This is a genomic window from Pectobacterium odoriferum (genome assembly GCF_009931295.1).
Classification (GTDB): Bacteria; Pseudomonadota; Gammaproteobacteria; order Enterobacterales; family Enterobacteriaceae; genus Pectobacterium; species Pectobacterium odoriferum.
The window spans coordinates 1979664-2004427 of sequence record NZ_CP034938.1; the positions used below are offsets into that span (position 1 = coordinate 1979664).

Annotated in this window: 26 protein-coding genes and 1 tRNA gene; 14 read left to right on the forward strand and 13 right to left on the reverse strand. The window is 48.4% G+C overall.

What is annotated here, in order from left to right:
* Positions 1 to 96: 96 nt before the first annotated feature.
* The gene (gene sulA / locus EO763_RS08785) at positions 97 to 603 is read right to left on the reverse strand and encodes an SOS-induced cell division inhibitor SulA (RefSeq protein ID WP_039494953.1); all 507 of its coding nucleotides are present in this window, start codon (positions 601 to 603) and stop codon (positions 97 to 99) included.
* Positions 604 to 826: 223 nt separating this feature from the next.
* Here sulA and EO763_RS08790 point away from each other — a divergent pair, with 223 nt between their 5' ends.
* Positions 827 to 1447, forward strand: coding sequence for a TfoX/Sxy family DNA transformation protein (locus tag EO763_RS08790; protein ID WP_010305607.1), 621 nt, complete (start codon positions 827 to 829; stop codon positions 1445 to 1447).
* A gap of 15 nt (positions 1448 to 1462) precedes the next feature.
* Here EO763_RS08790 and yccS read toward each other — a convergent pair whose 3' ends face one another.
* Together yccS and EO763_RS08800 are read right to left on the reverse strand one after the other, a co-directional pair.
* Positions 1463 to 3598, reverse strand: a complete 2136-nt coding sequence (gene yccS, locus EO763_RS08795) for a YccS family putative transporter (protein ID WP_161528706.1) — start codon at positions 3596 to 3598, stop codon at positions 1463 to 1465.
* A 20-nt stretch (positions 3599 to 3618) separates the two neighbouring features.
* Positions 3619 to 4065, reverse strand: a complete 447-nt coding sequence (locus EO763_RS08800) for a YccF domain-containing protein (RefSeq protein WP_161528707.1) — start codon at positions 4063 to 4065, stop codon at positions 3619 to 3621.
* Between the two features lie 196 nt (positions 4066 to 4261).
* Here EO763_RS08800 and helD point away from each other — a divergent pair, with 196 nt between their 5' ends.
* The gene (gene helD / locus EO763_RS08805; RefSeq protein WP_161528708.1) at positions 4262 to 6319 is read left to right on the forward strand and encodes a DNA helicase IV; all 2058 of its coding nucleotides are present in this window, start codon (positions 4262 to 4264) and stop codon (positions 6317 to 6319) included.
* 85 nt (positions 6320 to 6404) lie between these two features.
* On the opposite strand, the gene EO763_RS08810 is transcribed toward helD, so the two are convergent.
* Together EO763_RS08810 and EO763_RS08815 are read right to left on the reverse strand one after the other, a co-directional pair.
* On the reverse strand, positions 6405 to 6863 hold the full coding sequence (locus EO763_RS08810) for a methylglyoxal synthase (protein WP_010276040.1): 459 nt from the start codon (positions 6861 to 6863) through the stop codon (positions 6405 to 6407).
* 137 nt (positions 6864 to 7000) lie between these two features.
* Positions 7001 to 7525 carry a DUF2057 family protein gene (locus tag EO763_RS08815; RefSeq protein ID WP_161528709.1) on the reverse strand — a complete coding sequence of 175 codons (525 nt, stop codon included), beginning with the start codon at positions 7523 to 7525 and terminating at the stop codon, positions 7001 to 7003.
* Between the two features lie 194 nt (positions 7526 to 7719).
* Between EO763_RS08815 and EO763_RS08820 the strand changes: the two genes are divergently transcribed.
* On the forward strand, positions 7720 to 8133 hold the full coding sequence (locus EO763_RS08820) for a CoA-binding protein (RefSeq protein WP_103941458.1): 414 nt from the start codon (positions 7720 to 7722) through the stop codon (positions 8131 to 8133).
* An 82-nt stretch (positions 8134 to 8215) separates the two neighbouring features.
* Here EO763_RS08820 and hspQ read toward each other — a convergent pair whose 3' ends face one another.
* Positions 8216 to 8524, reverse strand: a complete 309-nt coding sequence (hspQ, locus tag EO763_RS08825) for a heat shock protein HspQ (protein WP_103860380.1) — start codon at positions 8522 to 8524, stop codon at positions 8216 to 8218.
* 225 nt (positions 8525 to 8749) lie between these two features.
* Between hspQ and yccX the strand changes: the two genes are divergently transcribed.
* The gene (gene yccX, locus EO763_RS08830) at positions 8750 to 9028 is read left to right on the forward strand and encodes an acylphosphatase (protein WP_161528710.1); all 279 of its coding nucleotides are present in this window, start codon (positions 8750 to 8752) and stop codon (positions 9026 to 9028) included.
* Positions 9029 to 9040: 12 nt separating this feature from the next.
* On the opposite strand, the gene tusE is transcribed toward yccX, so the two are convergent.
* Both tusE and yccA read right to left on the reverse strand, forming a co-directional pair.
* Positions 9041 to 9370, reverse strand: coding sequence for a sulfurtransferase TusE (tusE, locus tag EO763_RS08835; protein ID WP_161528711.1), 330 nt, complete (start codon positions 9368 to 9370; stop codon positions 9041 to 9043).
* 109 nt (positions 9371 to 9479) lie between these two features.
* The gene (gene yccA, locus EO763_RS08840) at positions 9480 to 10139 is read right to left on the reverse strand and encodes an FtsH protease modulator YccA (protein WP_103860384.1); all 660 of its coding nucleotides are present in this window, start codon (positions 10137 to 10139) and stop codon (positions 9480 to 9482) included.
* Positions 10140 to 10427: 288 nt separating this feature from the next.
* Here yccA and EO763_RS08845 point away from each other — a divergent pair.
* Positions 10428 to 10515: transfer RNA gene (locus tag EO763_RS08845), tRNA-Ser, on the forward strand.
* Between the two features lie 390 nt (positions 10516 to 10905).
* Here the strand turns inward: EO763_RS08845 and EO763_RS08850 are convergent.
* Complete coding sequence (locus EO763_RS08850) at positions 10906 to 11190, reverse strand: biofilm/acid-resistance regulator YmgB/AriR (protein ID WP_226310932.1); 285 nt, start codon at positions 11188 to 11190, stop codon at positions 10906 to 10908.
* 436 nt (positions 11191 to 11626) lie between these two features.
* On the opposite strand from EO763_RS08850, the gene EO763_RS08855 reads away from it, so the two are divergent.
* From EO763_RS08855 to EO763_RS08870, 4 genes are all read left to right on the forward strand, one after another.
* Positions 11627 to 12049: an NUDIX hydrolase gene (locus EO763_RS08855; RefSeq protein ID WP_161528712.1), complete on the forward strand. Its 423-nt coding sequence runs from the start codon at positions 11627 to 11629 to the stop codon at positions 12047 to 12049.
* An 89-nt stretch (positions 12050 to 12138) separates the two neighbouring features.
* Positions 12139 to 12663, forward strand: a complete 525-nt coding sequence (locus EO763_RS08860) for an isochorismatase family protein (protein ID WP_161528713.1) — start codon at positions 12139 to 12141, stop codon at positions 12661 to 12663.
* A 4-nt stretch (positions 12664 to 12667) separates the two neighbouring features.
* Positions 12668 to 13123: a GNAT family N-acetyltransferase gene (locus EO763_RS08865; protein WP_161528714.1), complete on the forward strand. Its 456-nt coding sequence runs from the start codon at positions 12668 to 12670 to the stop codon at positions 13121 to 13123.
* 165 nt (positions 13124 to 13288) lie between these two features.
* Complete coding sequence (locus EO763_RS08870) at positions 13289 to 13717, forward strand: universal stress protein (RefSeq protein ID WP_010297151.1); 429 nt, start codon at positions 13289 to 13291, stop codon at positions 13715 to 13717.
* A 48-nt stretch (positions 13718 to 13765) separates the two neighbouring features.
* Here EO763_RS08870 and EO763_RS08875 read toward each other — a convergent pair whose 3' ends face one another.
* Both EO763_RS08875 and EO763_RS08880 read right to left on the reverse strand, forming a co-directional pair.
* The gene (locus EO763_RS08875; RefSeq protein WP_161528715.1) at positions 13766 to 14272 is read right to left on the reverse strand and encodes a 2-thiouracil desulfurase family protein; all 507 of its coding nucleotides are present in this window, start codon (positions 14270 to 14272) and stop codon (positions 13766 to 13768) included.
* Between the two features lie 83 nt (positions 14273 to 14355).
* Positions 14356 to 14541, reverse strand: coding sequence for a GhoT/OrtT family toxin (locus EO763_RS08880; RefSeq protein ID WP_161528716.1), 186 nt, complete (start codon positions 14539 to 14541; stop codon positions 14356 to 14358).
* 155 nt (positions 14542 to 14696) lie between these two features.
* Between EO763_RS08880 and EO763_RS08885 the strand changes: the two genes are divergently transcribed.
* The 3 genes from EO763_RS08885 to EO763_RS08895 all read left to right on the forward strand — a co-directional run bounded on the left by EO763_RS08885 (position 14697) and on the right by EO763_RS08895 (position 17957).
* Positions 14697 to 14996 carry a hypothetical protein gene (locus EO763_RS08885; protein WP_161528717.1) on the forward strand — a complete coding sequence of 100 codons (300 nt, stop codon included), beginning with the start codon at positions 14697 to 14699 and terminating at the stop codon, positions 14994 to 14996.
* 158 nt (positions 14997 to 15154) lie between these two features.
* The gene (locus EO763_RS08890; protein WP_039489001.1) at positions 15155 to 15436 is read left to right on the forward strand and encodes a hypothetical protein; all 282 of its coding nucleotides are present in this window, start codon (positions 15155 to 15157) and stop codon (positions 15434 to 15436) included.
* A gap of 856 nt (positions 15437 to 16292) precedes the next feature.
* The gene (locus EO763_RS08895; protein WP_161528718.1) at positions 16293 to 17957 is read left to right on the forward strand and encodes a methyl-accepting chemotaxis protein; all 1665 of its coding nucleotides are present in this window, start codon (positions 16293 to 16295) and stop codon (positions 17955 to 17957) included.
* 112 nt (positions 17958 to 18069) lie between these two features.
* Here EO763_RS08895 and EO763_RS08900 read toward each other — a convergent pair whose 3' ends face one another.
* Entirely contained in the window at positions 18070 to 19587 is a 1518-nt protein-coding gene (locus tag EO763_RS08900; RefSeq protein ID WP_161528719.1) for a PepSY-associated TM helix domain-containing protein, read from the reverse strand.
* Between the two features lie 102 nt (positions 19588 to 19689).
* Positions 19690 to 20181: a DUF2946 domain-containing protein gene (locus EO763_RS08905; protein WP_161528720.1), complete on the reverse strand. Its 492-nt coding sequence runs from the start codon at positions 20179 to 20181 to the stop codon at positions 19690 to 19692.
* A 443-nt stretch (positions 20182 to 20624) separates the two neighbouring features.
* Between EO763_RS08905 and EO763_RS08910 the strand changes: the two genes are divergently transcribed.
* Positions 20625 to 22127: a glucan biosynthesis protein G gene (locus EO763_RS08910; protein WP_103157790.1), complete on the forward strand. Its 1503-nt coding sequence runs from the start codon at positions 20625 to 20627 to the stop codon at positions 22125 to 22127.
* Positions 22120 to 24699, forward strand: coding sequence for a glucans biosynthesis glucosyltransferase MdoH (gene mdoH, locus EO763_RS08915; RefSeq protein ID WP_161528721.1), 2580 nt, complete (start codon positions 22120 to 22122; stop codon positions 24697 to 24699). Before EO763_RS08910 ends, mdoH begins: the two co-directional genes overlap by 8 nt.
* Positions 24700 to 24764: the final 65 nt, after the last annotated feature.

A 24764-nucleotide genomic window follows, 5' to 3' on the forward strand; every position in this document is an offset into this window, starting at 1 on the left:
GCTGTATTAAATACACCCAAAAAGCCCGCAGAATACCGCTCTGCGGCGATCGACAAGGCGTACCATCTGAATGGGCTGAGAAAATTCTTAATTTACTTAATGATACAATGTCGAATGAATTTTAAGGCTGGGAAACAGTCTATAGGCGTCCCCACCAGCATTTTCTGGCCGCATAATAAAGCCGTAAGTGTTTCCTGCCTGTGCGGCGAGCCGTAACCGAACCTTCTCTTCTTCCGTCAATTCGTGCGGTAACCAGCACAAAACAGCGCTGTAATTCCCTGTCAGTAATGCCCTTTCCATGGCATCAACCGTAAACAGTGGATTGATGTGGTGAAGTTGCACCATTTTATCCAGCGGTAGCCCAGATTGCTGGACCCAAGGGCGGCTCAATTTTTGCTGAGGCGAAAGCCATAACAGCCAACGAGATTGCGTGCCTAGCTGTTGTAAGAGCGGTAATAACAGGTGTGTGACTATGGGTTGATCGGCGTTGTACACGATTTCGCTGATAATTCCACCTGTGGCAACCGAGGGCTCCGCAGCGTGTTGATTAGCAGAAAATGATGATGGCTCGATGTTGTGAGAGCGGATTGATTGCGTACGCATAATGAATTCTACCCATAGTGTCACTGTATGTATGTACAGTATATGCAGTGTGCGTGAAAATCAACCTGATTTTTTGAAAGCGCTTCGCATATTCCTTATGCAAGAGACAGTAAACACATTTACTGTTTGAAGCCGCATCGGGGCTGTGGTTAATTATTTGTTCCTGCTACAGATATTTTTAATTGTTCAGGAAGAGATCATTTCAATACTAAGGATTATGGCAATGAAGCAATTATGCAAAAAAAGGATTTTGCAATCTCAGCAGTCTTTTTCATCTTTGGGGGACATCACGTCGCGTTCCCAATTTGGTGGCTACAGCATCGCAGCAAATAAAACGATTTTTGGACTGGTGTCGGAAGGGGAACTTTATCTGCGCGCCAGTAAGAAGGATGAAAAATATTTTCAACAGCGTGATATGCCTAATCTGATTTATACCAAGCGCGGTATGCCCGTTCCGTTGAATTACTTTCTTGTCGATGAAGCATTATGGCAAGAATCTGAGCAGTTATTGTATTTCGCCCATCTGGCACTGGGAGGCGCACAGTATGATAAAGCTGTCAGAAGTACCAATGGGCGTTTAAAAGATCTTCCGAATCTTAACCACGATATCGAACGGCTGCTGTGGAAAGCGGGGATAAAGAATGTCGATGAATTACAGCATTATGGTGCGAAAAACAGCTATCTCGAGTTGCGGAAGGTTCGCGCTAATCTGAGTGTCAACGTGCTATTGGCGCTTGCTGGTGCAATCTGTGGCACACATCAGGCTGCACTCCCTCGCGGTATCCGCAACGAACTGTTGGAATGGTATAAAAATAATGCGGTATCCAAAGGGCCAAAGCACTAAGAAATGCACCTGTTTTCACTGTGTCATCATGTCATTTTTTAGCTGTACGAGTTCAGGTAAGAGACCAATCAGCAGGCCGATTTGCTGAATAATTAATGATTCTTTACTGTCTGACTCGGGTGAAAGGGATTGAAGGCTGGCGGCGATGGTTTTCAATCCCTGATTGATACGCAAACTTTCCTCTTCGCTGCAGTGTAGCGCATCATCAACGCGACAAACGGCATCATCCAGCAATTGCAGCGTTTCCGGTGAGGTAATTTTCCCTCGGTGTGCGCCGAGCGTCGAAATATAGCTTAGCAACGTATGATTCAGGCACATGAAGCGGAATGCGCTGTCCAGCTTGCTTCTGGTCGCATGAGGCTCTGAAGACATATTCGACACGACGGATGCCAGCTCTGCATCGCAGTTATGTGCATCGCGGCGGGCAATGCGATAAGGCAAGCTATTATCTTTCCCCTGATAATATTGAACCATGATCGCATCAAGATAACGGCAGTTGGCGTCCAATGTCTTATTGATGACGGTTGGCAGACCGCGAAAACGCCAGTCCGGCCAAATAAAACTCACTGCCGCCCAAGCGATGGCACACCCGAGTAGCGTATCAATGATGCGTGGCACCGCAACGTCAAAGCCTTCACCCAACAGGTTGAAACAGAGCAGGACAAGCAGCGTAATAAACATGGTCGCGTGGGCGTACTGCACGTTGCGAAAGGCGAAAAAGAGTACGCCACTAATAACGATCAACGTTAGTTGTCCTTCCAGCGAAGGAACGAAGTACAGGATGGGAAGGCCGAGCAAAATACCGGTCAATGTCCCGATAATTCTCAACGTCAGCCGCCGCCGAGTAGCGTTATAGTTGGGCTGACAAACAAACAGGCTGGTGAGCAGAATCCAATAACCGTGTTGCAAGCCCGTGACCTGAATCAACGCGTAGCCGCTACAGAGCAACACGGACATACGGATGGCATGACGAAACAGTGCTGACTGCGGCGTCAGGTGCCTGCTAATGCGCAAGCGGATGTCGCTCCACCCCGTGATTTTGTCATCTGCCAGCGTGTTTTCCGGGTTGTTTTCTTGCTCAATGGCCTGTTCAGATTCGATCGTCGCCAACTGGGCATCAATGGCGCGCAGATTATTCAAGAGATAGGTGAGTGCTTTGATTTGTGCGGCGTCTGCCATGTTGTTGGCAGCGATACGTGCAATAGCGGATTCGAGATGCACGAAAGCCCGCTCAATGCGGCTGTCATGCTGATATTTTTGGTGCAGCAGAATGGATTGCGACAACTGCTGACAGGCTTTGGCTTGCCTACTCAGCAGGCGCTGAAAGCGAAATAGAACGTCGCTATAACGCAGTTTCTCACGCAATTGCGGATAGTAAACATGCGATGAACTGGCCCGCTCGTGAATATCCTGCGCGACAAAATAGTAGTGCAGCGTTTGACGCGTTCCGCGCTGGCCGCGATCGCCACGCAGACGTGTTAACAACGATGACTTGGTTTGGTTGAGTGTCGCAACCAGTTGGCTGTTTGCCATTGCGACGTCAATGAGGGGTTTGTCGGTTTCTTCTTCAATATCGGGATCGAAGAGATTGGCTTTGGCATCCAGATAGCGAGCCAACTGCTGATAACACTGCGCGAGGTTATCCTGCAACGGGCGGATGGGGAATATCAGATGGCCGAATAGCGTCAGCAGGTTGTACCAGGAGGCCCCGATCAGCAGCATGATGGGCTGCTGATACCAGTTGTCGTAAAGGGATATGCCCAGCATGGTGTAAATCGCGATCAGCAGTGCGCCGAATGCGATGGTTGCATAGCGCTGCCCTAATGCACCAAGCAGAATAAAGCCACAGGTCGATACTGCCAGACCAAGGCCAAACAGCCAGGGATGGGGGAAAAGCAATTCGATCGAAACGGAAGCGACAAAAAAGCAGGCCAGCGTAATGAACAAATTACGCAGACGTCCTGTGAGGCGATCGTCAAGGTCGGTGAGGGCGGCCGCAACGACGCCAAGCGTGACGGGAATTGTTGATGTTGGCTGCCCCAGCCACCAAGGAACGGCCGCTGCACCACTCAGTGCAATGAGGATACGGATGGTATACAGCCAACTGCTGTTATACACATAGCGGCGAATTCCCGGGGCGAAGGTGAGCAACGTAATATCCTTAGATGCCGTTAGCGAAAGTGGCGGCGGGCATTGTTTTCCCGTGCAGCCTGCGCCAGTTCGACGGAAACCACGCGACGCCCTACAGGCCACAGCGCGATGGCGGCAATTTTAAAATTGGCGATGCCGACAGGAATGCCAATGATCGTAATACACTGTGCGATACCGGTAATGATGTGCGACAGGCAAAGCCACCAGCCAAAGAATATGAACCAGAAGATATTCAGCAGCGATCCACCTGCGCTGAGAATCGCACTCTTTTCATCTGGGCGTAGTTCATCGACATGGATAGCTTCATTGCCATAAGGCAAGAGCGACAGTTTGGTGATTTCCCAACATGAACGCGTTAGCGGTAAGGTAAAAATCAGCAGCATGCTGACAACTGTCGCCAGAAGCCAGGCTAACGTGGTGAAAAAACCACCTAATACGAAATTAAGGATATTCAACACAGTACGCATAGTCTCTCCTGTACTTGTAAGGTAACCAGATAACGTCCCAAACTCGCTGATGGTAAAAGAATTATCACATTAAGCATCAGGATATCCTAACCTGTTTTTAAGGCTAGAGCGTGAAGTCCGATAACGGGTAAACTAGGGAACAGATAAACGATAAAAATGGACGAATAACCTCTCACATAGTCATGGCGCGAACATCATGGAACTGAAATCTACCTCGTTAGGTAAACATCTGGCCCAGCATCCTTACAACCGGGTGCGGTTACTGAATGCCGGTGTCGAAGTGAGTGGCGATAAACATCAATACCTGATCCCTTTTAATCAGTTGCTGAGTATTCACTGTAAAAGAGGGCTGGTGTGGGGAGAGCTGGAATTTGAATTGCCAGCCGGAAAAGTGGTGCGCTTACACGGAACAGAGTGGCAGGAAACGCAGGCTTTTTACCGCCATCTTCTTAAATCCTGGCTCGACTGGAGCGAGGAGATGAGTCTGATCAGCGCTGAGGTTTTGCAGCGCCAAACGGACAGTATTCAAACACTGACACTACAAGACAAATGGTTTAGCCGTCAGACTCTGGCAACGTTGCAAAATGCCATTCGCGATTCGCTGGGGGCTTTGCCTCTTCCTGTGTCTCGTCTTGAAACCTTTGATAACTGTCGTGATCACTACCAGCATTGCTTGCGCTGGCTTGAGCAGGGCGATGAGACGCGCACTGCGGTGAATCAGGCATGGATGGATCGCACGCTGGCGGCAGAACAGCCTTTCTTTGATACGGTGGAGAGTTCGCCATTAAATGTGTCGCAGAGTAAAGCGGTGATTAATGGTGAAGAGGGGGTGCTGGTACTGGCGGGTGCGGGTAGCGGGAAAACTTCCGTGCTGGTGGCCCGAGCGGCATGGTTAATGCATCGCCAAGAAGCCACGCCCGATCAGATTTTACTGCTGGCATTTGGTCGTAAAGCGGCGGAAGAGATGAACGAGCGCATCCGGGAGCGGCTCAACACGGATGAGATTCAGGCTAAGACGTTCCATGCGCTGGCATTGCACATTATTCAGCAGGCTAGCCGCAAGGCTCCGATGATAAGCCAACTGGAAAGTGATGCGAAACAGCGTCGCGAACTGCTGACTTCTCACTGGCAGCAGCAGTGTGCCGAGAAAAAAACGCAGGCTAACGGGTGGCGACGTTGGTTAACGGAAGAGCTGGAGTGGGAGGTGCCAGAAGGTGATTTCTGGAACGACCCGAAGCTGGCGGGGCGGTTGGCCGGGCGACTTGAGCGCTGGTTAGGGTTGATGCGTATGCACGGCGGCAGCCAGAGCGAAATGGTTGAGCAGGCGCCAGAATCAATTCGGACAGCGTTTCAGCAACGAATTCGCCTGATGGCGCCGTTGTTGAAAGCCTGGAAAAAAGCGCTTAAGGACGAAAATGCCGTCGATTTCTCCGGTCTTATCCACCAGGCTGTGAACTTGCTGGATAAAGGGCGATTTGTGAGCCCCTGGAAGCACATTCTGGTGGACGAATTTCAAGATATCTCGCCACAGCGTGCAACGCTGTTAGCAGCATTGCGTCGACAAAATAGCCGTACCTGTCTTTTTGCCGTAGGGGATGACTGGCAGGCAATTTACCGTTTTAGCGGTGCTGAGCTGGCGTTGACGACAGCATTTGAACAGCATTTCGGTGTTGGCGAGCAGTGCGCGCTGGATACCACCTACCGTTTTAATGAACGCATTGGTGAAGTCGCCAACACGTTCATACAGCAAAATCCGTATCAGTTGAAGAAACCGCTTAATAGCCTGAGTAAGGGAGATAAAAAAGCGGTGACCATCCTGCCTCAGGATCAGCTTGAGCCACTTCTGGATAAACTGAGCGGTTTTGTGAAAGCTGATGAACGCATTCTCGTGCTGGCGCGTTATCACCATTTACGCCCAGCGATTTTAGAGAAGGCAGCAACCAAATGGCCGAATTTGCAGATTGATTTCATGACGGCGCATGCCAGTAAAGGGCAGCAGGCAGAATATGTCATTATCGTGGGTATGCATGAAGGGAAGGACGGTTTCCCGGCTCCGGCAAGAGAGTCCGTAATCGAGGCCGCGTTATTACCTGAACCAGAGGATTTCCCCGATGCGGAAGAGCGACGTTTACTGTATGTGGCGTTGACGAGGGCGAAGCATCGCGTTTGGTTGCTACAAGATGTGGCGAATCCATCGGTGTTTATTCAACATCTTCATCGGTTAGGTGTACCGACGCAGCGTAAGCCGGGATAACAAAAAAGAGATGTAGAACAGAAGAAACCAGCGTCGACGGTGTAGTACATGTAGTGCGCCGCTGGTCCATTGTGATGTGCTGATATTATTTCAGACGGTCTTGCAGGTAGCGCTGATAATCAGGAATGGCGATTTGAACCGGTTCTTTAAATAGCGCTGAGTTAATCAGGAAATCAGCTGTTGCCCGGTTGGTGGCAACAGGAATGTTCCAAACCGTAGCCAGCCGCAGCAACGCCTTCACATCGGGATCGTGTGGCACGGCGTTAAGCGGATCCCAAAAGAAGATCATTAAATCGATTTTCCCTTCAGAAATGAGTGCGCCAACCTGCTGGTCACCCCCCATCGGTCCACTTAGCATGCTTTTTACGGGCAGACCCGTGTTCAATTGAATCAGGTTACCGGTAGTTCCGGTAGCATAAAGCGTGTGCTCTGTGAGCTGTTGTTTGTTCGTACCAACCCAATCCAGTAAAGATTGTTTACAGTGGTCGTGTGCTACCAGCGCAATATGTTTTTGCGCGGGGATGGTACGGGTGGTGAACTCCATGGTTACGTCCTTCAATCTGGTGTAGTAAAGCTGACGCTAGGGTACAGACAGATTACGGAAACGCAGTTTCAGTGCAAAGCGATAAAAGCAGGAAAAGGCGAACGGGTATCAAAAATCTACGGTGACTGCGTATAAAATCACCAGCTTACGGATTCATTCAGTGCGGTAGCAAAGCCAGCAACCGAAGCGCCTTTCGCTGCCGCGTTGTACTCGGACATTTTTCGCTCTATATCGAGTAGCTCACTGTCTGCAATCACAATCGCATCGGTACGAACGGGGATTGCCTGATTTTTTTCATCAAGCAATAGATATCCAGGCTGGGCGGTAAAGTTCTTGCGATCCTGAAGGGTTTGCAGCGGCGGCAGTTTAAATGATACCGATGCCACTTTTTCTGTATTAAAGGTCGCGATGAATGTTGAAGGAAAATAGGTTGCTGGCGCACCGGTTTGGTGGTCGACAGTAGCGACTACCTTGAACAGAATCTGGTGTTGCCCACTGCTCAGCTCGAGGCTATCGGCACCTTTCAGCAACGAGCCTGACATCCTCTGCCCGTCAACCATAAGGAGATCGATCTTCTGATCTAATTTCAACGTTGTTGCCGCAATTGTTGAGGTACTTAAACCTGCAATAAAAAGGCAGACAGTGATGAAGCCGAATTTCATAATTTTCCCAGATGGCACGTAATCCGAGTATTGTTGAGGAATTGTCTGAATGTGTCAAAGGTTTCAATTTGAAACAGGGTGTTATGGCATTTTTCGCGCTATAAGGCACAGATGGCGGTGGTTTTAAGCCATTTCCTGCTATTCGTAGGATGTGCGATACACTGTAATAAATCACGCAAGAGAGGTTGAATAGCATGAATGACAGAGATATTGAGTCTGTACTGAAAACGGTAAAAACTATTGCGTTAGTCGGGGCCAGCGATAATCCGTCCCGCCCGAGTTATGGTGTGATGGCGTATTTGCTTAAACAGGGCTACGAGGTTATCCCCGTTAGTCCCAAACTGGCCGGCCAGACGCTTTTAGGTCAAAAAGGGTATGCCAGTTTAGCGGACATTCCTAAACCGGTTGATATGGTCGATGTCTTTCGCCAGCCGGAGGCAGCTTATGATATAGCCAAAGAGGCCATCGCCATCGGCGCTACCGTTTTGTGGCTACAGATTGGGGTCATTAATGAGCAAGCGGCAATTTTGGCTCACGATGCCGGGCTGAAAGTCGTAATGGATCGCTGTCCGAAAATTGAAATTCCGCGGCTGGGGTTGGAAAAATAAGTTGCAGATAGTAGGCGATGCTGAATACCACAACATCGCCAATATTTGTCTTTGGTCGTCAGTATTTGCTTGTTGTGAAAAACTAATGGCGCAGCTGTGGCGCACGGCGTTGAATGACCTCGGCTAATTCGTTTAGCGATGGGTGCTCATGCTCAGAAAGCTCTTCCTTCATCAACTGTGCTTCTGCCAGATAAGTATGAATCGGCTGGCCTTCGTCATCTTCCATCACAACGTGATACCACGGTTCGGCGCGCGGTGTATCATTGCCGCTAATTTCTTCCCAGGTTGGTGTGTCTAATGAGTATTCGGGATCGATATCGATAACGACCCCTGGAAACCCCAGCTGTCTATGACGAATCTGTTGTCCGATACCAAATTTACAGATGATCATATCACCCCCCTGGAAATAGATTACACTTTCTACTCGTTGCGGATAGCGTGGAGGAAAGACAACCGCATCCGATAACGCCTTTTAGCGTACAGCGTTTTTTCAAGTAATGTGTTCGTTGATGAATCACTGGCTGAACACATTATTAACAGTATGGTGTAAATTTTTAGAAGATACAGCTCTGCTAATGAAATGTTGTTTGATCGCTGAGCTGGAAAGGGGGAGAAGATGACAAAGATAGCGACTGTCGCCTATGTCTATGGTGCGGTTCAGGGCGTTGGATTTCGTTACAACACGCAGTATCAGGCTACGCGTCTTGGACTCAATGGGTATGCGCGTAATTGTGATGATGGCAGTGTGGAGGTTGTCGCAAGCGGTGAACCTCATGCGGTAGATGCGTTGATTGAGTGGTTGAAACAAGGGGGCCCACGAAGCGCCAGAGTGGATAAGGTGCTTATTGAGCCACATGGCAAGACGGACTATGAAAGTTTTACGATCCGCTATTGAATCTGGGTGACGCTAGATGCATTTCACCGGTTTGGGTAAGCCGGCGATTTTAGTTGCCTGCTTGGCTGGCCCTTTTGGAAATAGCTTATACAGATAGCGGCTATTTCCTTTCTCCTCACCATACTTTTGCGCCATCGCCTTAACCAACATACGTATCGCGGGGGACGTATTGAACTCCTGATAAAAATTCCTCACAAACCGGACGACTTCCCAATGTGGTTCAGTCAACACGATGCCTTCCTGTTCCGCTAACACGTGAGCCAATGCTTCACTCCATGCAGAGCTATCCATAAGGTAACCTTGCGCGTCAGTTGCGATTGTTCGCCCTTCAAACTCCAACATCTTTTCTCCGACTGCGATAGTTCAGCCCGCAGTTTAACAAATTTTTCTGTTTGCGCCGGAATAAAAAAAGCCCCAGATGGGGCTTTCTCGGTGCGGCGATAGACGAGGCTTAGTCGTTACGCATGATGCCCAAAATGCTCAACAGGCTAACGAAGATATTGTATATCGCGACATACAGGCTAACCGTTGCCCGGATGTAGTTGGTTTCGCCACCGTGAATGATGTTACTGGTTTCCCACAGAATGGCTCCCGCAGAGAACAGAATAAACAGAGCACTGATTGCCAGATGCAGAGCCGGAATCTGCAAGAACAGATTGGCGATAACGGCAACAACCAGAACAACGAATCCTGCCATCATCATGCCAGACAGGAAGGACATATCCTTACGTGTCGTTAAGACATAAGCTGAACAGCAGAAGAACACCACCGCCGTACCGCCGAGGGCCAGCATGACAATGTCGCCTGCGCCGGAAGAAATCAGCGAGCTTAAAATTGGGCCCAGCGTATAGCCCATGAATCCGGTCAGTGCGAACGCTGCCAGAATACCGGCAGGGCTGTTCGCCAGTTTGTGCGTCAGAAACATCAGACCATAAAAACCAACCAGCATCAGAATTAAGCCAGGTGCGGGCAGGTTAAGTACAGTACTTGCCGTTGCGGTAACGGCAGAAAAACCCAGTGTCAGCGACAGCAGGAAATAGGTGTTGCGCAGCACTTTATGAGTGCTAAGTAGCGAGCTTTCACGGGTAGAAGAAACAACAATACGATCCATATCAGCGACTCTCTCTTCAGGGTGCTATTATCCAATGTCAAAGAGTAAATAGTTGCAGGACGTTATTAAAGGTGGTTTACCCTTCTTTACGCTGAAGTTTTTCCATTCTGTGTGCCAGCGCTCGTATTTTGTTCTGCAAGTCTTGTGATGCTGGAGATAAATTGCACTATTTTATCTGTCACGTGGCGTTTTTACGTGCAATTGCGTTGCGTTAGATTATTTTTCAGGCAATCGAGCGCTGTGATGCTTTACAAGATCTCACACACTGTTTATAGTTCGCGTCATTGCGGAGGAGTGGCCGAGTGGTTGAAGGCACCGGTCTTGAAAACCGGCGACGCGAAAGTGTTCTAGAGTTCGAATCTCTACTCCTCCGCCAAAAAATTCAACGGGTTAGCTTAGGCTAGCCCGTTTTCGTTTCTGCTATCAAATCCCAGAGTCGTTTTTTTACCTTGTGGTGTTGATGTGGCCATTGTCCGTAACAACCTCTGAGCTGAGCATGCTGAGACGTGTAGTGAAGACACGAGGCGGATTTTCCCATCACCTATTCATTCAGAAATGAATGCTAACGATTGGTAAAAAATAAATAAGCACTGCGTTACTCATTATTAATAAATCGATAGTTATTACTCCAGAATAATAACAATATAAATACCGATGTTATTTATTGTTCGCGTATTCCTGAATAGCCTTGAGCACATTAAATAAATGCCGAACTGGAAAGCATATGTGTTACTGAAAAACGATAGAGTGATGCATTGACTGCGTATTAAATCAGGAAGTCATCTTGCGTTTTATAAACCACCAGTTCCAGCAAGGAACGATATTTTTCCTGAAAAGCGGTATTGGCCTCTGTTTCAATCTTGTGGACTAATTTAGCGATGATGGCCTTGTTGCTGACGGAATGACCGGATTGAATGATTTCTTCCACAATGTTACCGAGTATTTCCGTATCACTGATCTGAGAATCAAGGCCGAGGCCACCAGATGTTGGGATCTCGTTTTGGGACACCTCTGGATGCATTGCTTCTCCTCCCTTTCGTGCTTTGGACATGGTTTATGCGCACACTGCTAGACAGCGCTAATACGCTATCCACCAGATATGAAGAAACGGTTAGTTAACTTTAGCGCATCATACGCATAAAACCAGTCGATAAGATAAATAAACACAGCGTTACTCAGTGATGCTTCCAAATGCGAAAGGATGACGACGATCAATGGTCAGGCGGATAAATATGAATTTATCGTGTTCCACCAATATTATGTCTGAAATAGTTATGCGAGATACATGACTTCAATAAGTTAAACATAACGAGATGAAAGGAGGAAGGGAAAAACATTAACTGAACATAAAAATTATTAATGCATTTTGATTACGCGCTATAAGATTTTGATCTGTACAAGAAGATGACATTTTTCTGTGATACAGGCTGTTTATCAATAAATGTCTTTTTGTCAAAAGAGTGCTGTAGTTTACTTGGAGCGTTGGCATGCAAAAGATCAGAGCAAAAGCAGTTTGTCTTTTCCGCAATAATGACAAAATTCTGTTAGCCGAAGGGCATGACCCGATAAAAAATGAGCACTATGTGTTACCACTAGGGGGCGGCATTGATTTTGGCGAACTGTCGCAGGCCGCGGCGGAGAGGGAAGTTCAGGAGGAAATCAGTGCAGCGACCAAGGACTTTTCGCTGTTGGGCGTTTCAGAGAATATTTTCTCCTACAATGGCAAGCCGGGTCATGAGATTGTGTTTGTTTATGAGGCTCGCTTTCAGGATGAGTCCCTTTATCAACAAGATATTATTCATGGTATAGAGACAAACGGTATTCCGATCGTTACTCGCTGGTTTGATATTGATTTGCTGCGTTCAGGGGAAATCAAATTTTATCCTCATGGTATAGTGGACATGATTTAGTCGGAACTGACGGGTTGGGATGATGACATGCCGTTGCCTCCGTGATGATAATGCGTGCCGATGTTGAGCGTCGAAATAAGGAAAAAAAGATGCAGGTTTTGATAGTGATTGATATGCAAAATGCGGTGTTTACAACGCCAAGAGCGCGACAAGCGCAGACGGTCGCATTGATAAACCAGCTTTCAGATGCAGCAGATCGGACGATTTTTATTCAGCATGAAGAAGACGGCATGCTGTCTGGCAGCAAGGGGGGGCAACTATTATCTGAACTGCACCAGCCAGAGGGGAGCCTGTTTATCACCAAAACGGCGTGTGATGCATTTTACCGCACGTCGTTAGCCGATGTGCTGGCTGAATTGGGGGTTAACCACCTTACGATTTGCGGATGTGCGACGGATTATTGCGTTGATGCAACCATTAAAAATGCAGCCAGCCGCGGCTATGCGTTGACGATTGCAGCTGATGCCCACACGACGGCCAATCGCGGCGAACTGAAAGCTGAACAGCTCATCACGCATTACAACGACGTGTGGCGGAATTTTATTATTCCGGGCAACACGATTAAGGTAGAAACCACGGAGCACATCGTTGCTTCATGGAAGATGAGCCGTTAGTTTCATGTTGAATATTATTTCTGTCAGAAATCGGCCCGAATACAAAGCTCGGGCGATCCAGTATTTCCAACGCCACTGGGCATCAGATGAGACGTTGATGCTTTACGAAGACTGTATCAACCACTGCATTGATGCTGAAAATCCATTGCCAGATTGGTATCTGCTGGAACAGGATGGGCACATTATTGGTGGTGCAGGGTTAATTACCAATGATTTCATCAGCCGAATGGATCTTTATCCCTGGCTGTGTGCGCTTTACGTTGAAGAGAACCATCGTGGCAAGGGTTATGCGGGGCAGTTGATTGAACATCTTGCTCAGGAAACGCGCCGTGCTGGTTTTTCTGCGCTGCATTTATGCACCGAGCTGCTCGGCTTTTATGAACAATATGGATTTCACTTTACCGGAATGGGCTATCACCCTTGGGGTGAATCGTCACGTATCTATTCACGATCGCTTTAACGGTAAATGGCGGTGAGCTAACGGTTTGCTTTATGCACATATCAGGTTAAAAGTTGCAGGCAACATGCGTAAAAGTGAACAGGATCATATTTTGCTGACGAGGGGCAGACTACGCTTCTTACAGACTGACAGATAATCAGTTATCCACGACGGGGGGAGGTGATTATGTACACGAGCATCCTGGTACCAGTAGATATAGAAGAAGATGAACTCACTACACACGCGCTTACGCATGCCGTCAGGTTGGCTAAAATGTCGGGTGCCGCAATCCACCTCTTTCATTCCCTCCCAGATGCGTCAGCATTTTTATCTGCTTATTCTTTTGGCATAAAAGAGTTTGAGAATGAGGCGGTGGTGAAAGCGAATGACAAGCTGAAATCACTGATGAAAACGATCGACCTTCCCGCATCGCGTTTGTCATGCAGCGTCAGCTTCGGGTCGGCTAGAGACGAAGTGTTAGCGCTGGCGGAGGAGATTAATGCAGATTTAATCGTCATCGGTTCGCGGCGACCGAATGTGAAAACCTATCTACTGGGTTCAAATGCCGCAGCAATCGTTCGCCATGCGAAAATGTCAGTCTTAGTTGTCCGCTAGTTTTTGCATAACGCTGCTGCCGCGTTTGGTTATGGGACAGCAGCGACACTATGCGTCAGCATGGTTATCGCAATATTCAACGCGTTCGATCAACTGCTCGATCTCGCGATCGGAAAACACGTCGATACCGTGGTGGCGCAGCAATTCTGCGGTGACGCCGCTGCCTGCTGTTTGTGAACCATCAAATCGTCCGCTATATATGATGCGACTGCCGCAGGATGGGCTTCCTTCCGTTAGGAGAGCGAAGCGGCAGTTATGCTCTTGTGCCATTTGCAGTGTTAGCCAGGCGCCCAGGATATAACGCTCGGTTACATCGCCACCGGTTGCTTCGACAACTTTGGCACCAGCCTTGATGACCGAATTGCCGCTCAAGGCCGGAATAATCTCCGCTGAAGGTCTGGGCGTTGAGAAACCCGCAGCGAGCTCCGGGCAAAATGTAATCAGCCTTTCCTGCTGTCGCCACTGGGCAAGGTATTCGCCAACAGATTTCTTTTCAGTACCGTTATAGCGAACAGGGAAGCCGGACAGGCAGGCGCTGATCAGAATGTTACGCATTGTGGGGTATTCCCTCTAAAAGGCGAGCCTAGGCGTTGCGGCATTGAGTCATCATGCACGTTGTATGGAAAATAAACACTGCTTCAAAACATGGAGAACAGCAGGACAACAGGAAAACTCATCGGCCAGGTTAGGCCTACTATTAATGACGCAAAAAATCGGATGAACAGGGATTTGTCTTTACTTAACAAGAACGTCACGATCAGGGAAACGACAAAGCCGATCGTGTAGGTAAGTTTGATGAGTTCCCAGAGGGAGTGATGTGGCACGTTTGTTTCCTTTTATCCTCGAAGCGCCTGCATTTTATGTTGTTAATATTTTATGATCAATTTTTTAACCCATTATGGGGAGTCGTGAGGCATCGCTCCGCGGTGTGTATTTTGTACTACAGTGACTATCCTCTGGTTAAAATGAGACCTTCGATATGAAAACAACACTGGCTATTGCGATGGTGTGTGCTGTTGCCCTTCTTTCTGTGTCTACACCTAGTATGGCGAAAAATTCTCGGATTTCTGATGAACAGATCAAAGAAAAGATTATTCAGGAATCGATTTCTTCTTATTCCGGTAATTGCCCTTGCCCTTATAATTCAGCGCGTAATGGTAGCAAGTGCGGTAAGCGTAGCGCATGGATCCGAGCAGGAGGCTATTCGCCAATTTGTTACAAAGACGACGTGACTAGAAAAATGATTGATGACTGGAGAATGAAAAATGGAAATACATAGCATTCGATAGGAAAATAAAAATAGCGAAATAATAATATCCTTGCTATGAAAATAATTAAACTATTTATGTGACAGAAATATTAAATTTTTATTTCAGTATGGACATTGTAGGCTGGCTGTCATAGCTTACTATTTTACCCCATGAGAAAGGTAATAAAATGAGTGAGATATCTAGCCTGTCCCTGAAAATTTCCCCAGAGCTGAAAGAAAAAATCAAAGCCGCTGCTTTGGAAAACGAAGTATCCCTCAGCGCAGAAGTTAGCGCCCGGTTGCTGAGAAGCTTTGATGAAAGCCACCAGGCCTCTGATCTATCTCCTGAAGCGGTGGATAGTCAGGGTACGGAGGAAGTGGGTGCAGAAGCGCCATTGACGCAGAAAGAACTCAAGAAACTCCGAGAATTACTGAAAGGTAAATCTAAAGCGACTTCCAAGAAAAAGTAATGCTGGAATGTGATTCTGATCTCTGATTGATTTAAAGAATAGAGAACAAAATTAAATCACCCAGACACCTTGATAAAAAGGTGTCTGGGTGATTCTTTTTTGCCCCCCTCTGATTTTCATATAACATGTTGATTTAACTGAAAATAACGTTAACCCACGCCATTTTTCTCATTTTTCATATATCGCCATTCCCTGCATGCGGCTGAATATCAATTCAAACAGTATTTATTTAAATGTATAACAAATTGTTATTATTTGTTTTTGAATTTATTGTTATATCCCAAATACAATATTCATTTTTTAAAACCTACATATCTTATAAATAGATAGATTTTAAAAAAATGATCGATTTAATAGATATTAATGCCATAAGTTAGAAAATATAAAGATTATCTACAGAAGGCCGATACCCCCTTCGGCGTAAGGAAGACGTGTTCTGGTTTTTTATTCATCTTTGTTGCTGCTATTTAACCACTAATTTTAGTGGCGGTAATGCTTCTGGGTTTTAGGGAGCATGGGAATGTAAGAAGCCAGTAAGGGTACGAGAGCGTGCGGCAAAAGATGAGGTGTAAAGGATGACGTTTTTTCTACTGCCAGTATGTGAAGATGTCTTGCACCCAGCGCCGTATCTGGCTAGGCCAGTTCGCCCGTGCCGTGATGGATATGGTTTGATGGACCATGCCTATCAACATATTGTTTATGTTTCTCACCAGGGCATATAAATAATCTGTCCAGAGATGTGTATTTTTTTTGTTATGAAAAAGAGTATTGGAGCTGTCTGTATTTATTGAACAAATATTAATTTTTCAATTATATATTTTTATACAGATAGAGAAAATTAATTAAGGAGATGTTAATGAATTTATCCAACTGGCGTATAGGATATCGATTAGGGGCGGGATTTTCCTTTCTGGTATTAATGCTTTTGGTAATTGGCAGCGTTGCAATTTCAAAACTAAGTGATTTTCACGAAAAAATGGATGAAATTGTTTCGCAAAACTATCCACTCACCGTCAAAAGTAACAAGCTCATTGATGAGCTGAACGGTTACCTCAATAATCAGCAGCTGTTGTTATTACTCAAATCAGAAAGTGAAATCAATAAACAGTTGGTGCTGAACAAAGAGCGTTCAGGGAAAATATCTGAACTCATGGAGTATCTGAACCAGTCTGTAAATGACGATAAATCTGTTGCGGTACTGCGTGATATTAGCGATATACGACGCGATTTCCTTGGGTCAGCGAACAAACTCTCATCACTGGTCTTAGCAGGGAACACCGACGCCGCTGCCGAAGAGTACTTCAATGTAACGCGAGTTACTCAAGCGAAATACATCAGCAAAGTCAATGAATTCATCAGTATACAGAATGATAAAATGTCATCCTCAGCGCAAGCGGTGGGTGACAGCTATAAAAATGCGCTGATGGTTCTCGCTACGATCATAATCATCAGTGCGCTAGCTGGGCTGATTATTGCTTCACTGATCACCCGCAGCGTAACTCAGCCTATACAAGAAGCACTGGGTGTGGCCGAAAATGTCGCGAAAGGCGATCTGACCTCTGAAATTTATACCAATCGTAAAGATGAAACCGGTCAACTGTTATCTGCCTTGAATAATATGAACAGTAGCTTAAGGCAGATTGTCAGTCAGGTGCGCGATGGCGCAGAAACGATCTCCAGCGCGGCATCGCAAATTGCCGCGGGGAATCAGGATTTGTCTGCCCGAACGGAAGAACAGGCAAGTTCGCTGGAAGAAACGGCGTCATCGATGGAACAATTGACGTCGACGATAAGAAATACCGCAGATAATACGACGCAGGCAACAGACCTTGCGGCCAGTGCTTCTGAAACAGTGAAAAAAAGCGGTGCCATGATGGAAACGGTAACGCAGGAAATGCGCGGTATCCGCGATTCGTCACAGCGTATGGCGGAAATTATTGGCGTGATTGATGGCATTGCATTCCAAACTAATATTCTGGCGCTGAATGCAGCTGTTGAAGCGGCACGAGCGGGTGAACAGGGGAGAGGGTTTGCCGTTGTCGCCAGCGAGGTCCGAGCGTTGGCTCAGCGCAGCGCTACGGCGGCAAAAGAAATCAAAGAGCTTATCGATGATTCGTTCAAGAAAGTACAGGACGGCATGGGGCTGGTAGAAAAAACTGGCGTCACGATGAACTCACTGGTGATGAATGTGCAGGGCGTAACGGGAATCATCAGCGAAATTGCGCAGGCCAGTCGTGAGCAAAGTGATGGAATCAATCAGATCAACCTGGCCGTTGGGCAAATTGATACCACAACTCAGCAAAACGCCGCATTGGTTGAAGAATCTGCCGCCGCTGCGCTCTCTTTACAAGATCAGGCAAATAGCCTCACGCGTACGGTCAGCGTATTCAATCTTGGCGCATCGTATAAAAGCGCTGCGTTAAGTAGAAAAGCAGAAGCGCCTGCACTGGCTGCACCTAAAAGTGCCCGTGCGGAAAAAACGTCTGCTAAAGGTGAATTGGCGGATTGGACGACGTTCTAACGTCTTGTCGTTAACCTTTATATTGCTGATTGACCGCCATTATGTTGCACAAATTGTGTAGCACAATGGCGGTTTTCTATTGGCGAGTCGAACGATAATGGCAGTATGGTAATCAGCTTTTAGCGATAGTTTGCTTAGGATGGTTCATATACCACCGAACAACGTCAATCAGCAGGAAGATGAGCAGGCTGACCCCCATGACGGGCAAGCTCACGGCCAGCAGTAGCGTAATAAGCGCAATCAACACACGCTGAAATACAGGAACCACTAACCATGCTGCCATCAACGTGTTGACCGGATTAGCGTCATGGCGAGATTTTGGACGACGTATCCACCACATCCGATAACCCCACACAATCATCGTACAGAGCCCAAGACCAAACGCCGCGAGGATGAGTTGGTTTGGCAAACCGAATAACACGCCCATGTGGGCATCCACTCCCCAGCGGGTGAGCTTGGCGGCAAGCGGGAAGGTGTTGAAATCGGTTTTGTCTACAATCTCAAGCGTATCAGGGTTAACCGACACGGCATCAACCTGCGTTGGCCAGGAACGATCGAGCTCAGTAACGGTCCAGGCACGGTGCGGCTTGGTGGCAGGGCGGATTTCGATTTTATTGGCATCAATCCCAGCATGGCGTGCGGTAGCCAACACCTCATCAAATAATGCGGGTGAAGAAGCGTCGACATCCCCCATTGGCATCGACGCATGGTGCTCCGCGTGCTCATCCGTAGTCATCGTCATATCGTGACCGTGCATCATGTCGTGATGAGACATCGGTGTGGGCAACTGTGTGTTCACCGATGGGGTTTGCCATCCTAGTGCAGTACGCGCGACAGAAATGTTGCTTCCCGCCCATTGCGACCAGGTTAACCCCGTGACGGAGAAAAAGAGCAAACCCAGCACAAGGGTCAGTCCCATTGTGGCGTGCCAGTGGCGTAAACGCTGCGTCTTGGCTGCCGTCGTCTGGCTATTTTTTAATTTCCGCCGTTTGGCCGCTGACGACAGATGTCGGGTTGACCACCAGATGACAAGGCCGCCCAGTGCTGCAACCCACAGCCAGGATGCTGCCAGCTCGCTGTAATTACGCCCGATATCGCCTAACAGCAGCCCGCGATGCAGGTAATCAAGCCAGGTACGGAACGGCAGGATGCCGCTAGTACCGTAAACGATCTCGTTGCCGCGATTTTCCAGCGAAACAGGATCGATGAAAACGGCGCGGCTTTCCGATGGTCCCAATTCAGGCAAGGCAAACATGACGCGGGTGGTTTCTCCCGCGGCAGGCGCAGGGCGTATCGCCAGTAATTTTGCATCCTGACGGTGAGCGAGTCCCGCCTGTGCAGCATGGATTTGCTCAGCCAGAGAGTGCGGCGTGCCCTGGCTTTCGGTGAAAAGTTGGTGTGAATACTGACGGTTTTCAATCTGCGGCGTCAGGACATACAGCGTCCCTGTCAGGGCAGCGACAAAAATAAAAGGACCGACAAAAATACCGATATAAAAATGAAGTCGGATGAACAGGGCAACGATTGCGGCACGCGGCGATACCTTATCCATCGCGTGTTTATCCGACGCAGTTTCTGCGGCTAGGCGCGTGCTGGAGGCAGTGGCTGATGCCTGATTAGGGTGTGACATAAAACCCTCTGAAATCACTGAGCAAAACAATGAGCAAACGCCACACCAGAAAGGGTATAGCGTGATGCGTTATAAATTCACATGAGCATGATGATGCGTGATTCAGAAAGGCGGGGCGCGGACTACAGGAGAAGCATAACGTTCAGGAAGGACAATGCGTGAAATAAAATGAATAACCAGCGTTTCCGATAAGGACGCCGCCAGTATGGGATTGGGAGAGCCCGTTGCGAACAACGCTGGCGTATACGAAAAGAGTACGCAATAACCGCAAGCAGCATGATCCATCATCATGGACGGTGATGAGGGGGAATGGTGTGATTGCGTCGCGTGATGCCCGGACATCTCATGTCCGGTATGATTATGATGCGGTTCGGTTATACTGTCGCGGGTGGACGCGGTTGTATCATGCGCGCTGGTCGTATGTGCCGTAGCACTATGTGTAGTAGAACCAAGCGTGCTTGTACCCTCTTCATGAGCATGGGCCCCATGAAGCACCAGTGTTTGTGAAATCACTGGGGCAATGAAGATGGTCAAAATAGCGAAGATGCCGACCCAGGCTGGGAAACTTCGCCGTCGTAGCGCGGACAAAAGCATAGCAGTCTTAATTCAACAATACCGGGTTCAGCCAAGGAGTGTACTTTACTTGTCCCTGCATTGTTACACAAATGTTTATACCCGACATACTGTAAGTGACATATGAAGCGCTGTTGCTATCCGTTCTGATTCCTATCAATGACACGTCAGGAAATTGCACGGGCGTAAACGGAATAATCCTACGCACGCGTAGGTCGATATTCGCTATAGTCCGTGGCTGTTTTCCATTTTTACAACCCGGTTTATCATGCTTTAGCGTGCTCGTTGTTTAAACGCTGACCTATTATGGTGAACAATATCTTTATCAAGTTGTGGGAAAGCTAACTTATCCATTAATATGGATTTTAGTTGATTGAAGCACACCAACAGGGGGAGCTGTGCTGGATAATAAATTTGGGTTTAAACAGCGGGTTGCTAGCCTTCGCTGGCTGTCCGCCGCCATTATGCTGTCTGTAAGCGCAGTGCCTGCTTGGGCATTTTCTATTGATGATGTGGCACAGCAGGCTGAAAAACTGGCACAAAAGGGTTTTGAAGCGCCGAAAAGTAATCTTCCTGCGCAATTTCGTGATATGAAATTTGCGGACTATCAGCAAATTCGTTTCAATAACGATAAGTCATACTGGAATAATGTACAGACGCCTTTCAAGCTCCAGTTTTACCATCAGGGGATGTATTTCGATACCCCAGTGAAAATTAATGAAGTCACGGCGACAACGGTTGATGAGATTAAATACTCTCCAGAGTACTTTGATTTTGGTTCCGTTAATCACGATCCTGAAGCTGTTAAAAATCTCGGCTTTGCTGGTTTTAAAGTTCTCTATCCGATCAATAAAGCAGATAAGAACGATGAAATTGTCAGTATGCTGGGTGCCAGCTATTTCCGTGTGGTAGGTAAAGGCCAGATTTATGGCTTATCCGCACGTGGTCTGGCTATCGATACCGCGTTGCCTTCTGGTGAAGAGTTCCCGCGTTTCCGTGAATTCTGGATTGAACGTCCAAAAGCGAATGATAAACACCTCGTGATTTATGCGCTGCTGGATTCGCCGCGTGCCGCAGGGGCTTACCGTTTTACCGTTTATCCGGGTCGTGACAGCGTCGTAGATGTTCAGGCTAAAGTCTTCCTGCGTGATAAAGTGGGCAAGCTGGGTATCGCTCCCCTGACCAGTATGTATCTGTTTGGGCCTAACCAGCCGTCACCGACGTTGAACTATCGTCCCGCGCTGAACGACTCTAACGGTTTGTCAATTCATGCTGGTAATGGCGAATGGATTTGGCGTCCGCTGAATAATCCTAAGCACCTGTCTGTGAGCACGTATGCGGTAGAGAACCCGAAAGGATTTGGTCTGCTGCAACGTGGCCGCGATTTCACTGCCTATGAAGATCTTGACGATCGTTACGATCTGCGCCCAAGCGGTTGGGTTGAGCCGAAAGGCGAGTGGGGCAAAGGAAAAGTTGAACTGGTTGAAATTCCTACTGCGGATGAAACCAACGACAACATCGTTGCCTTCTGGACGCCGGATGTGTTGCCAGAAACGGGCAAACCGCTGGATATTAAATATCGTCTGCACTTTACGCGCGACGAAGATCAACTGCATTCCCCGAATATTGCCTATGTTCAACAGACCCGTCGTTCTGCCGGTGATGTCAAACAATCTAACCTGATCCGCCAGCCTGACGGCACGATCGCTTATATTGTGGACTTTATTGGGCCGAATTTAAAAGAACTGGATGAGAACGCTCCGGTAGCTTCTCAGGTCAGCATTGGCGACAACGGCGAGATTGTAGAAAATAATGTTCGCTATAACCCGGTAACTCATGGCTGGCGTCTGACGCTGCGTTTGCGTGTGAAGGATGCGAAACAGCCGACTGAAATGAGAGCTGCGTTGGTTAATGGCGAGACGACATTGACTGAAACCTGGAGCAATCAGCTGCCTGCTAATGAATAAGTCAACTTCTTCTCTCGATTATATTGAGAAACTTCCTCTGCCTGCTCCGCAGGCAGAGGTTCTTCGCGAAAAATTACCGCAAGCGGCCTGGAACGATCAGGCCGTTTTGCATCAGGCTTTGTCTGAAGGCAGCCAGTCTGAAGGTAACCCGTCTGAGGGGGGCCAGACCAATGTTCAGGCAGAAGACGATGTTGCACTGCATTCCGTGCAGGCTCGTCTTGAAATGGCTTGGGCTGATGGTCTGGACAATGGTAAGCAGCTCGGCACAGACAGAGAAGGGCGGACGGCATTAAAAGCAATGCCTGTCATTACCCGTGCTTCTATGTTCCCTGATGTCTGGCGGACGAATCCACTGATCCGCTGGTGGGAAAGTCTGTTGGGCCGTACTGTGCCGCCTCGTCCTCATTACAGCCCAGAAGAGAAAATTTCCGAAAACCGCTGGCGTCTGGTGGGGACAATCCGCCGCTATATTCTGCTGGCGTTGACGCTGTTCCAGACGGCGATCGCAACCTGGTATATGAAAACCATTCTCCCTTATCAGGGATGGGCGCTGATCGATCCGTTTGAAATGGCGGGGCAGCCTTGGACGCGCTCCGTGATGCAACTGCTGCCTTATGTGCTGCAAAGCGGCATACTCGTTCTGTTCGCGGTGCTGTTCTGTTGGGTGTCAGCTGGGTTCTGGACCGCACTGATGGGGTTCCTGCAACTGCTGATTGGTCGAGACAAATACAGTATCTCTTCCACGACGGTAGGTAACGAGGCGCTGAATCCCGAGCATCGCACGGCGTTAATCATGCCGATTTGTAACGAAGACGTAGAACGCGTGTTTGCGGGATTGCGTGCGACGTATGAATCGGTTGAAGCGACGGGCAACCTTGAGCATTTCGATATTTACGTCCTGAGCGACAGTAACGATCCTGATATTTGTGTGGCAGAGCAAAAGGCCTGGATGGAGCTGTGTCGTGATGTTGGCGGAGCAGGGCGTATCTTCTATCGCCGTCGTCGTCGTCGCGTCAAACGTAAAAGCGGCAATATCGACGATTTCTGCCGCCGCTGGGGTAACCAGTACAGCTACATGGTGATTCTGGATGCCGATAGCGTGATGAGCGGTGAATGTCTGACGTCTCTGGTCAGACTGATGGAAGCGAATCCGAACGCCGGTATCATCCAGTCCTCGCCGAAAGCCTCTGGCATGGATACGCTGTACGCACGCTGCCAGCAGTTTGCAACGCGTGTCTATGGGCCGCTGTTCACCGCCGGTCTGCATTTTTGGCAGTTGGGTGAGTCGCATTACTGGGGTCATAACGCGATTATCCGCGTTAAGCCGTTCATCGAGCACTGTGCTCTGGCACCGCTGCCGGGTGAAGGTTCGTTCGCCGGTGCAATTCTTTCTCACGACTTCGTTGAAGCTGCGCTGATGCGTCGTGCAGGATGGGGCGTGTGGATCGCATATGATCTGCCGGGAAGCTATGAAGAGCTGCCGCCTAACCTGCTGGATGAATTGAAACGTGACCGCCGTTGGTGCCATGGTAACCTGATGAATTTCCGGTTGTTCCTGGTTAAAGGTATGCATCCGGTTCACCGTGCTGTTTTCCTTACTGGTGTGATGTCTTATCTGTCAGCACCGCTGTGGTTTATGTTCTTGGTGCTCTCTACAGCCTTACAGGTTGTGCATACGCTGATGGAACCACAGTACTTCTTGCAGCCTCGACAGCTGTTCCCCGTCTGGCCACAATGGCGGCCGGAACTGGCTATTGCGCTCTTCTCGACGACATTGGTCTTACTGTTCTTGCCAAAGCTGTTGAGCGTGATTCTGGTATGGGCGAAAGGGGCAAAAGAGTACGGTGGCGCTTTCCGGGTATTCCTTTCTCTGTTGCTGGAAATGTTGTTCTCGGTTCTGCTGGCACCGGTTCGTATGTTGTTCCATACGGTGTTTGTTGTCAGTGCATTTCTTGGCTGGTCGGTGCAGTGGAATTCTCCACAGCGTGACGACGATGCGACCCCGTGGAGTGAAGCGTTTGTGCGCCACGGTTCTCAGTTGATTCTGGGTCTGGTCTGGGCGATTGGCATGGCATGGTTGGATCTGCGTTTCTTGTGGTGGCTGTCGCCGATTGTCTTCTCGCTGATTCTGTCGCCGTTTGTATCGGTTTACTCGAGCCGTGCAGCGTTGGGGTTGGGGTGTAAGCGTGCGAAGCTGTTGATGATACCAGAAGAGTTTAATCCGCCACGTGAATTGGTCGCTACGGATGAATATTGCCGGTTGAACCACCAGCGTAGACTCGATAACGGGTTTATGCAGGCCGTCTTTGATCCGTCAGTTAATGCCCTTGCCAGTGCAATGGCGACGGCGCGTCACCGCTTCAGCCGCGCGATTGAAGATGTACGTGAGCAGAATGTGCGTGATGCTTTGAATCGCAAGCCGGAAGAGGTGACCAATAACCAGCGTCTGGCATTGCTTAGCGATCCCGTTACGATCTCGCGCTTGCACTACCATGTGTGGCAAAAACCGGAAGCGTATGCTGCATGGGTTGAGTCTTACCAAAAACTGTCCGCACCTCATATCAAAAGCTAACTGCTTGTAGTGTAGAAAATTAGTGGTGTGAAAGATAAAGCAACGGCAATCCATCGCCGTTGCTT

Coding starts and splice junctions, on each gene's coding strand:
- EO763_RS08910 (WP_103157790.1), top strand. CDS start 20,625: ATGCTGTCTGTAAGCGCAGTGCCTGCTTGGGCATTTTCTATTGATGAT.
- EO763_RS08790 (WP_010305607.1), top strand. CDS start 827: ATGAAGCAATTATGCAAAAAAAGGATTTTGCAATCTCAGCAGTCTTTT.
- EO763_RS08815 (WP_161528709.1), bottom strand. CDS start 7,525: ATGAAATTCGGCTTCATCACTGTCTGCCTTTTTATTGCAGGTTTAAGT.
- EO763_RS08855 (WP_161528712.1), top strand. CDS start 11,627: ATGCAAAAGATCAGAGCAAAAGCAGTTTGTCTTTTCCGCAATAATGAC.
- hspQ (WP_103860380.1), bottom strand. CDS start 8,524: ATGATCATCTGTAAATTTGGTATCGGACAACAGATTCGTCATAGACAG.
- EO763_RS08865 (WP_161528714.1), top strand. CDS start 12,668: ATGTTGAATATTATTTCTGTCAGAAATCGGCCCGAATACAAAGCTCGG.
- EO763_RS08890 (WP_039489001.1), top strand. CDS start 15,155: ATGAGTGAGATATCTAGCCTGTCCCTGAAAATTTCCCCAGAGCTGAAA.
- EO763_RS08885 (WP_161528717.1), top strand. CDS start 14,697: ATGAAAACAACACTGGCTATTGCGATGGTGTGTGCTGTTGCCCTTCTT.
- EO763_RS08850 (WP_226310932.1), bottom strand. CDS start 11,190: ATGTCCAAAGCACGAAAGGGAGGAGAAGCAATGCATCCAGAGGTGTCC.
- EO763_RS08810 (WP_010276040.1), bottom strand. CDS start 6,863: ATGGAGTTCACCACCCGTACCATCCCCGCGCAAAAACATATTGCGCTG.
- EO763_RS08800 (WP_161528707.1), bottom strand. CDS start 4,065: ATGCGTACTGTGTTGAATATCCTTAATTTCGTATTAGGTGGTTTTTTC.
- helD (WP_161528708.1), top strand. CDS start 4,262: ATGGAACTGAAATCTACCTCGTTAGGTAAACATCTGGCCCAGCATCCT.
- EO763_RS08860 (WP_161528713.1), top strand. CDS start 12,139: ATGCAGGTTTTGATAGTGATTGATATGCAAAATGCGGTGTTTACAACG.
- yccX (WP_161528710.1), top strand. CDS start 8,750: ATGACAAAGATAGCGACTGTCGCCTATGTCTATGGTGCGGTTCAGGGC.
- sulA (WP_039494953.1), bottom strand. CDS start 603: ATGCGTACGCAATCAATCCGCTCTCACAACATCGAGCCATCATCATTT.
- EO763_RS08895 (WP_161528718.1), top strand. CDS start 16,293: ATGAATTTATCCAACTGGCGTATAGGATATCGATTAGGGGCGGGATTT.
- EO763_RS08870 (WP_010297151.1), top strand. CDS start 13,289: ATGTACACGAGCATCCTGGTACCAGTAGATATAGAAGAAGATGAACTC.
- EO763_RS08900 (WP_161528719.1), bottom strand. CDS start 19,587: ATGTCACACCCTAATCAGGCATCAGCCACTGCCTCCAGCACGCGCCTA.
- tusE (WP_161528711.1), bottom strand. CDS start 9,370: ATGTTGGAGTTTGAAGGGCGAACAATCGCAACTGACGCGCAAGGTTAC.
- EO763_RS08875 (WP_161528715.1), bottom strand. CDS start 14,272: ATGCGTAACATTCTGATCAGCGCCTGCCTGTCCGGCTTCCCTGTTCGC.
- yccA (WP_103860384.1), bottom strand. CDS start 10,139: ATGGATCGTATTGTTGTTTCTTCTACCCGTGAAAGCTCGCTACTTAGC.
- mdoH (WP_161528721.1), top strand. CDS start 22,120: ATGAATAAGTCAACTTCTTCTCTCGATTATATTGAGAAACTTCCTCTG.
- EO763_RS08820 (WP_103941458.1), top strand. CDS start 7,720: ATGAATGACAGAGATATTGAGTCTGTACTGAAAACGGTAAAAACTATT.
- EO763_RS08905 (WP_161528720.1), bottom strand. CDS start 20,181: ATGCTTTTGTCCGCGCTACGACGGCGAAGTTTCCCAGCCTGGGTCGGC.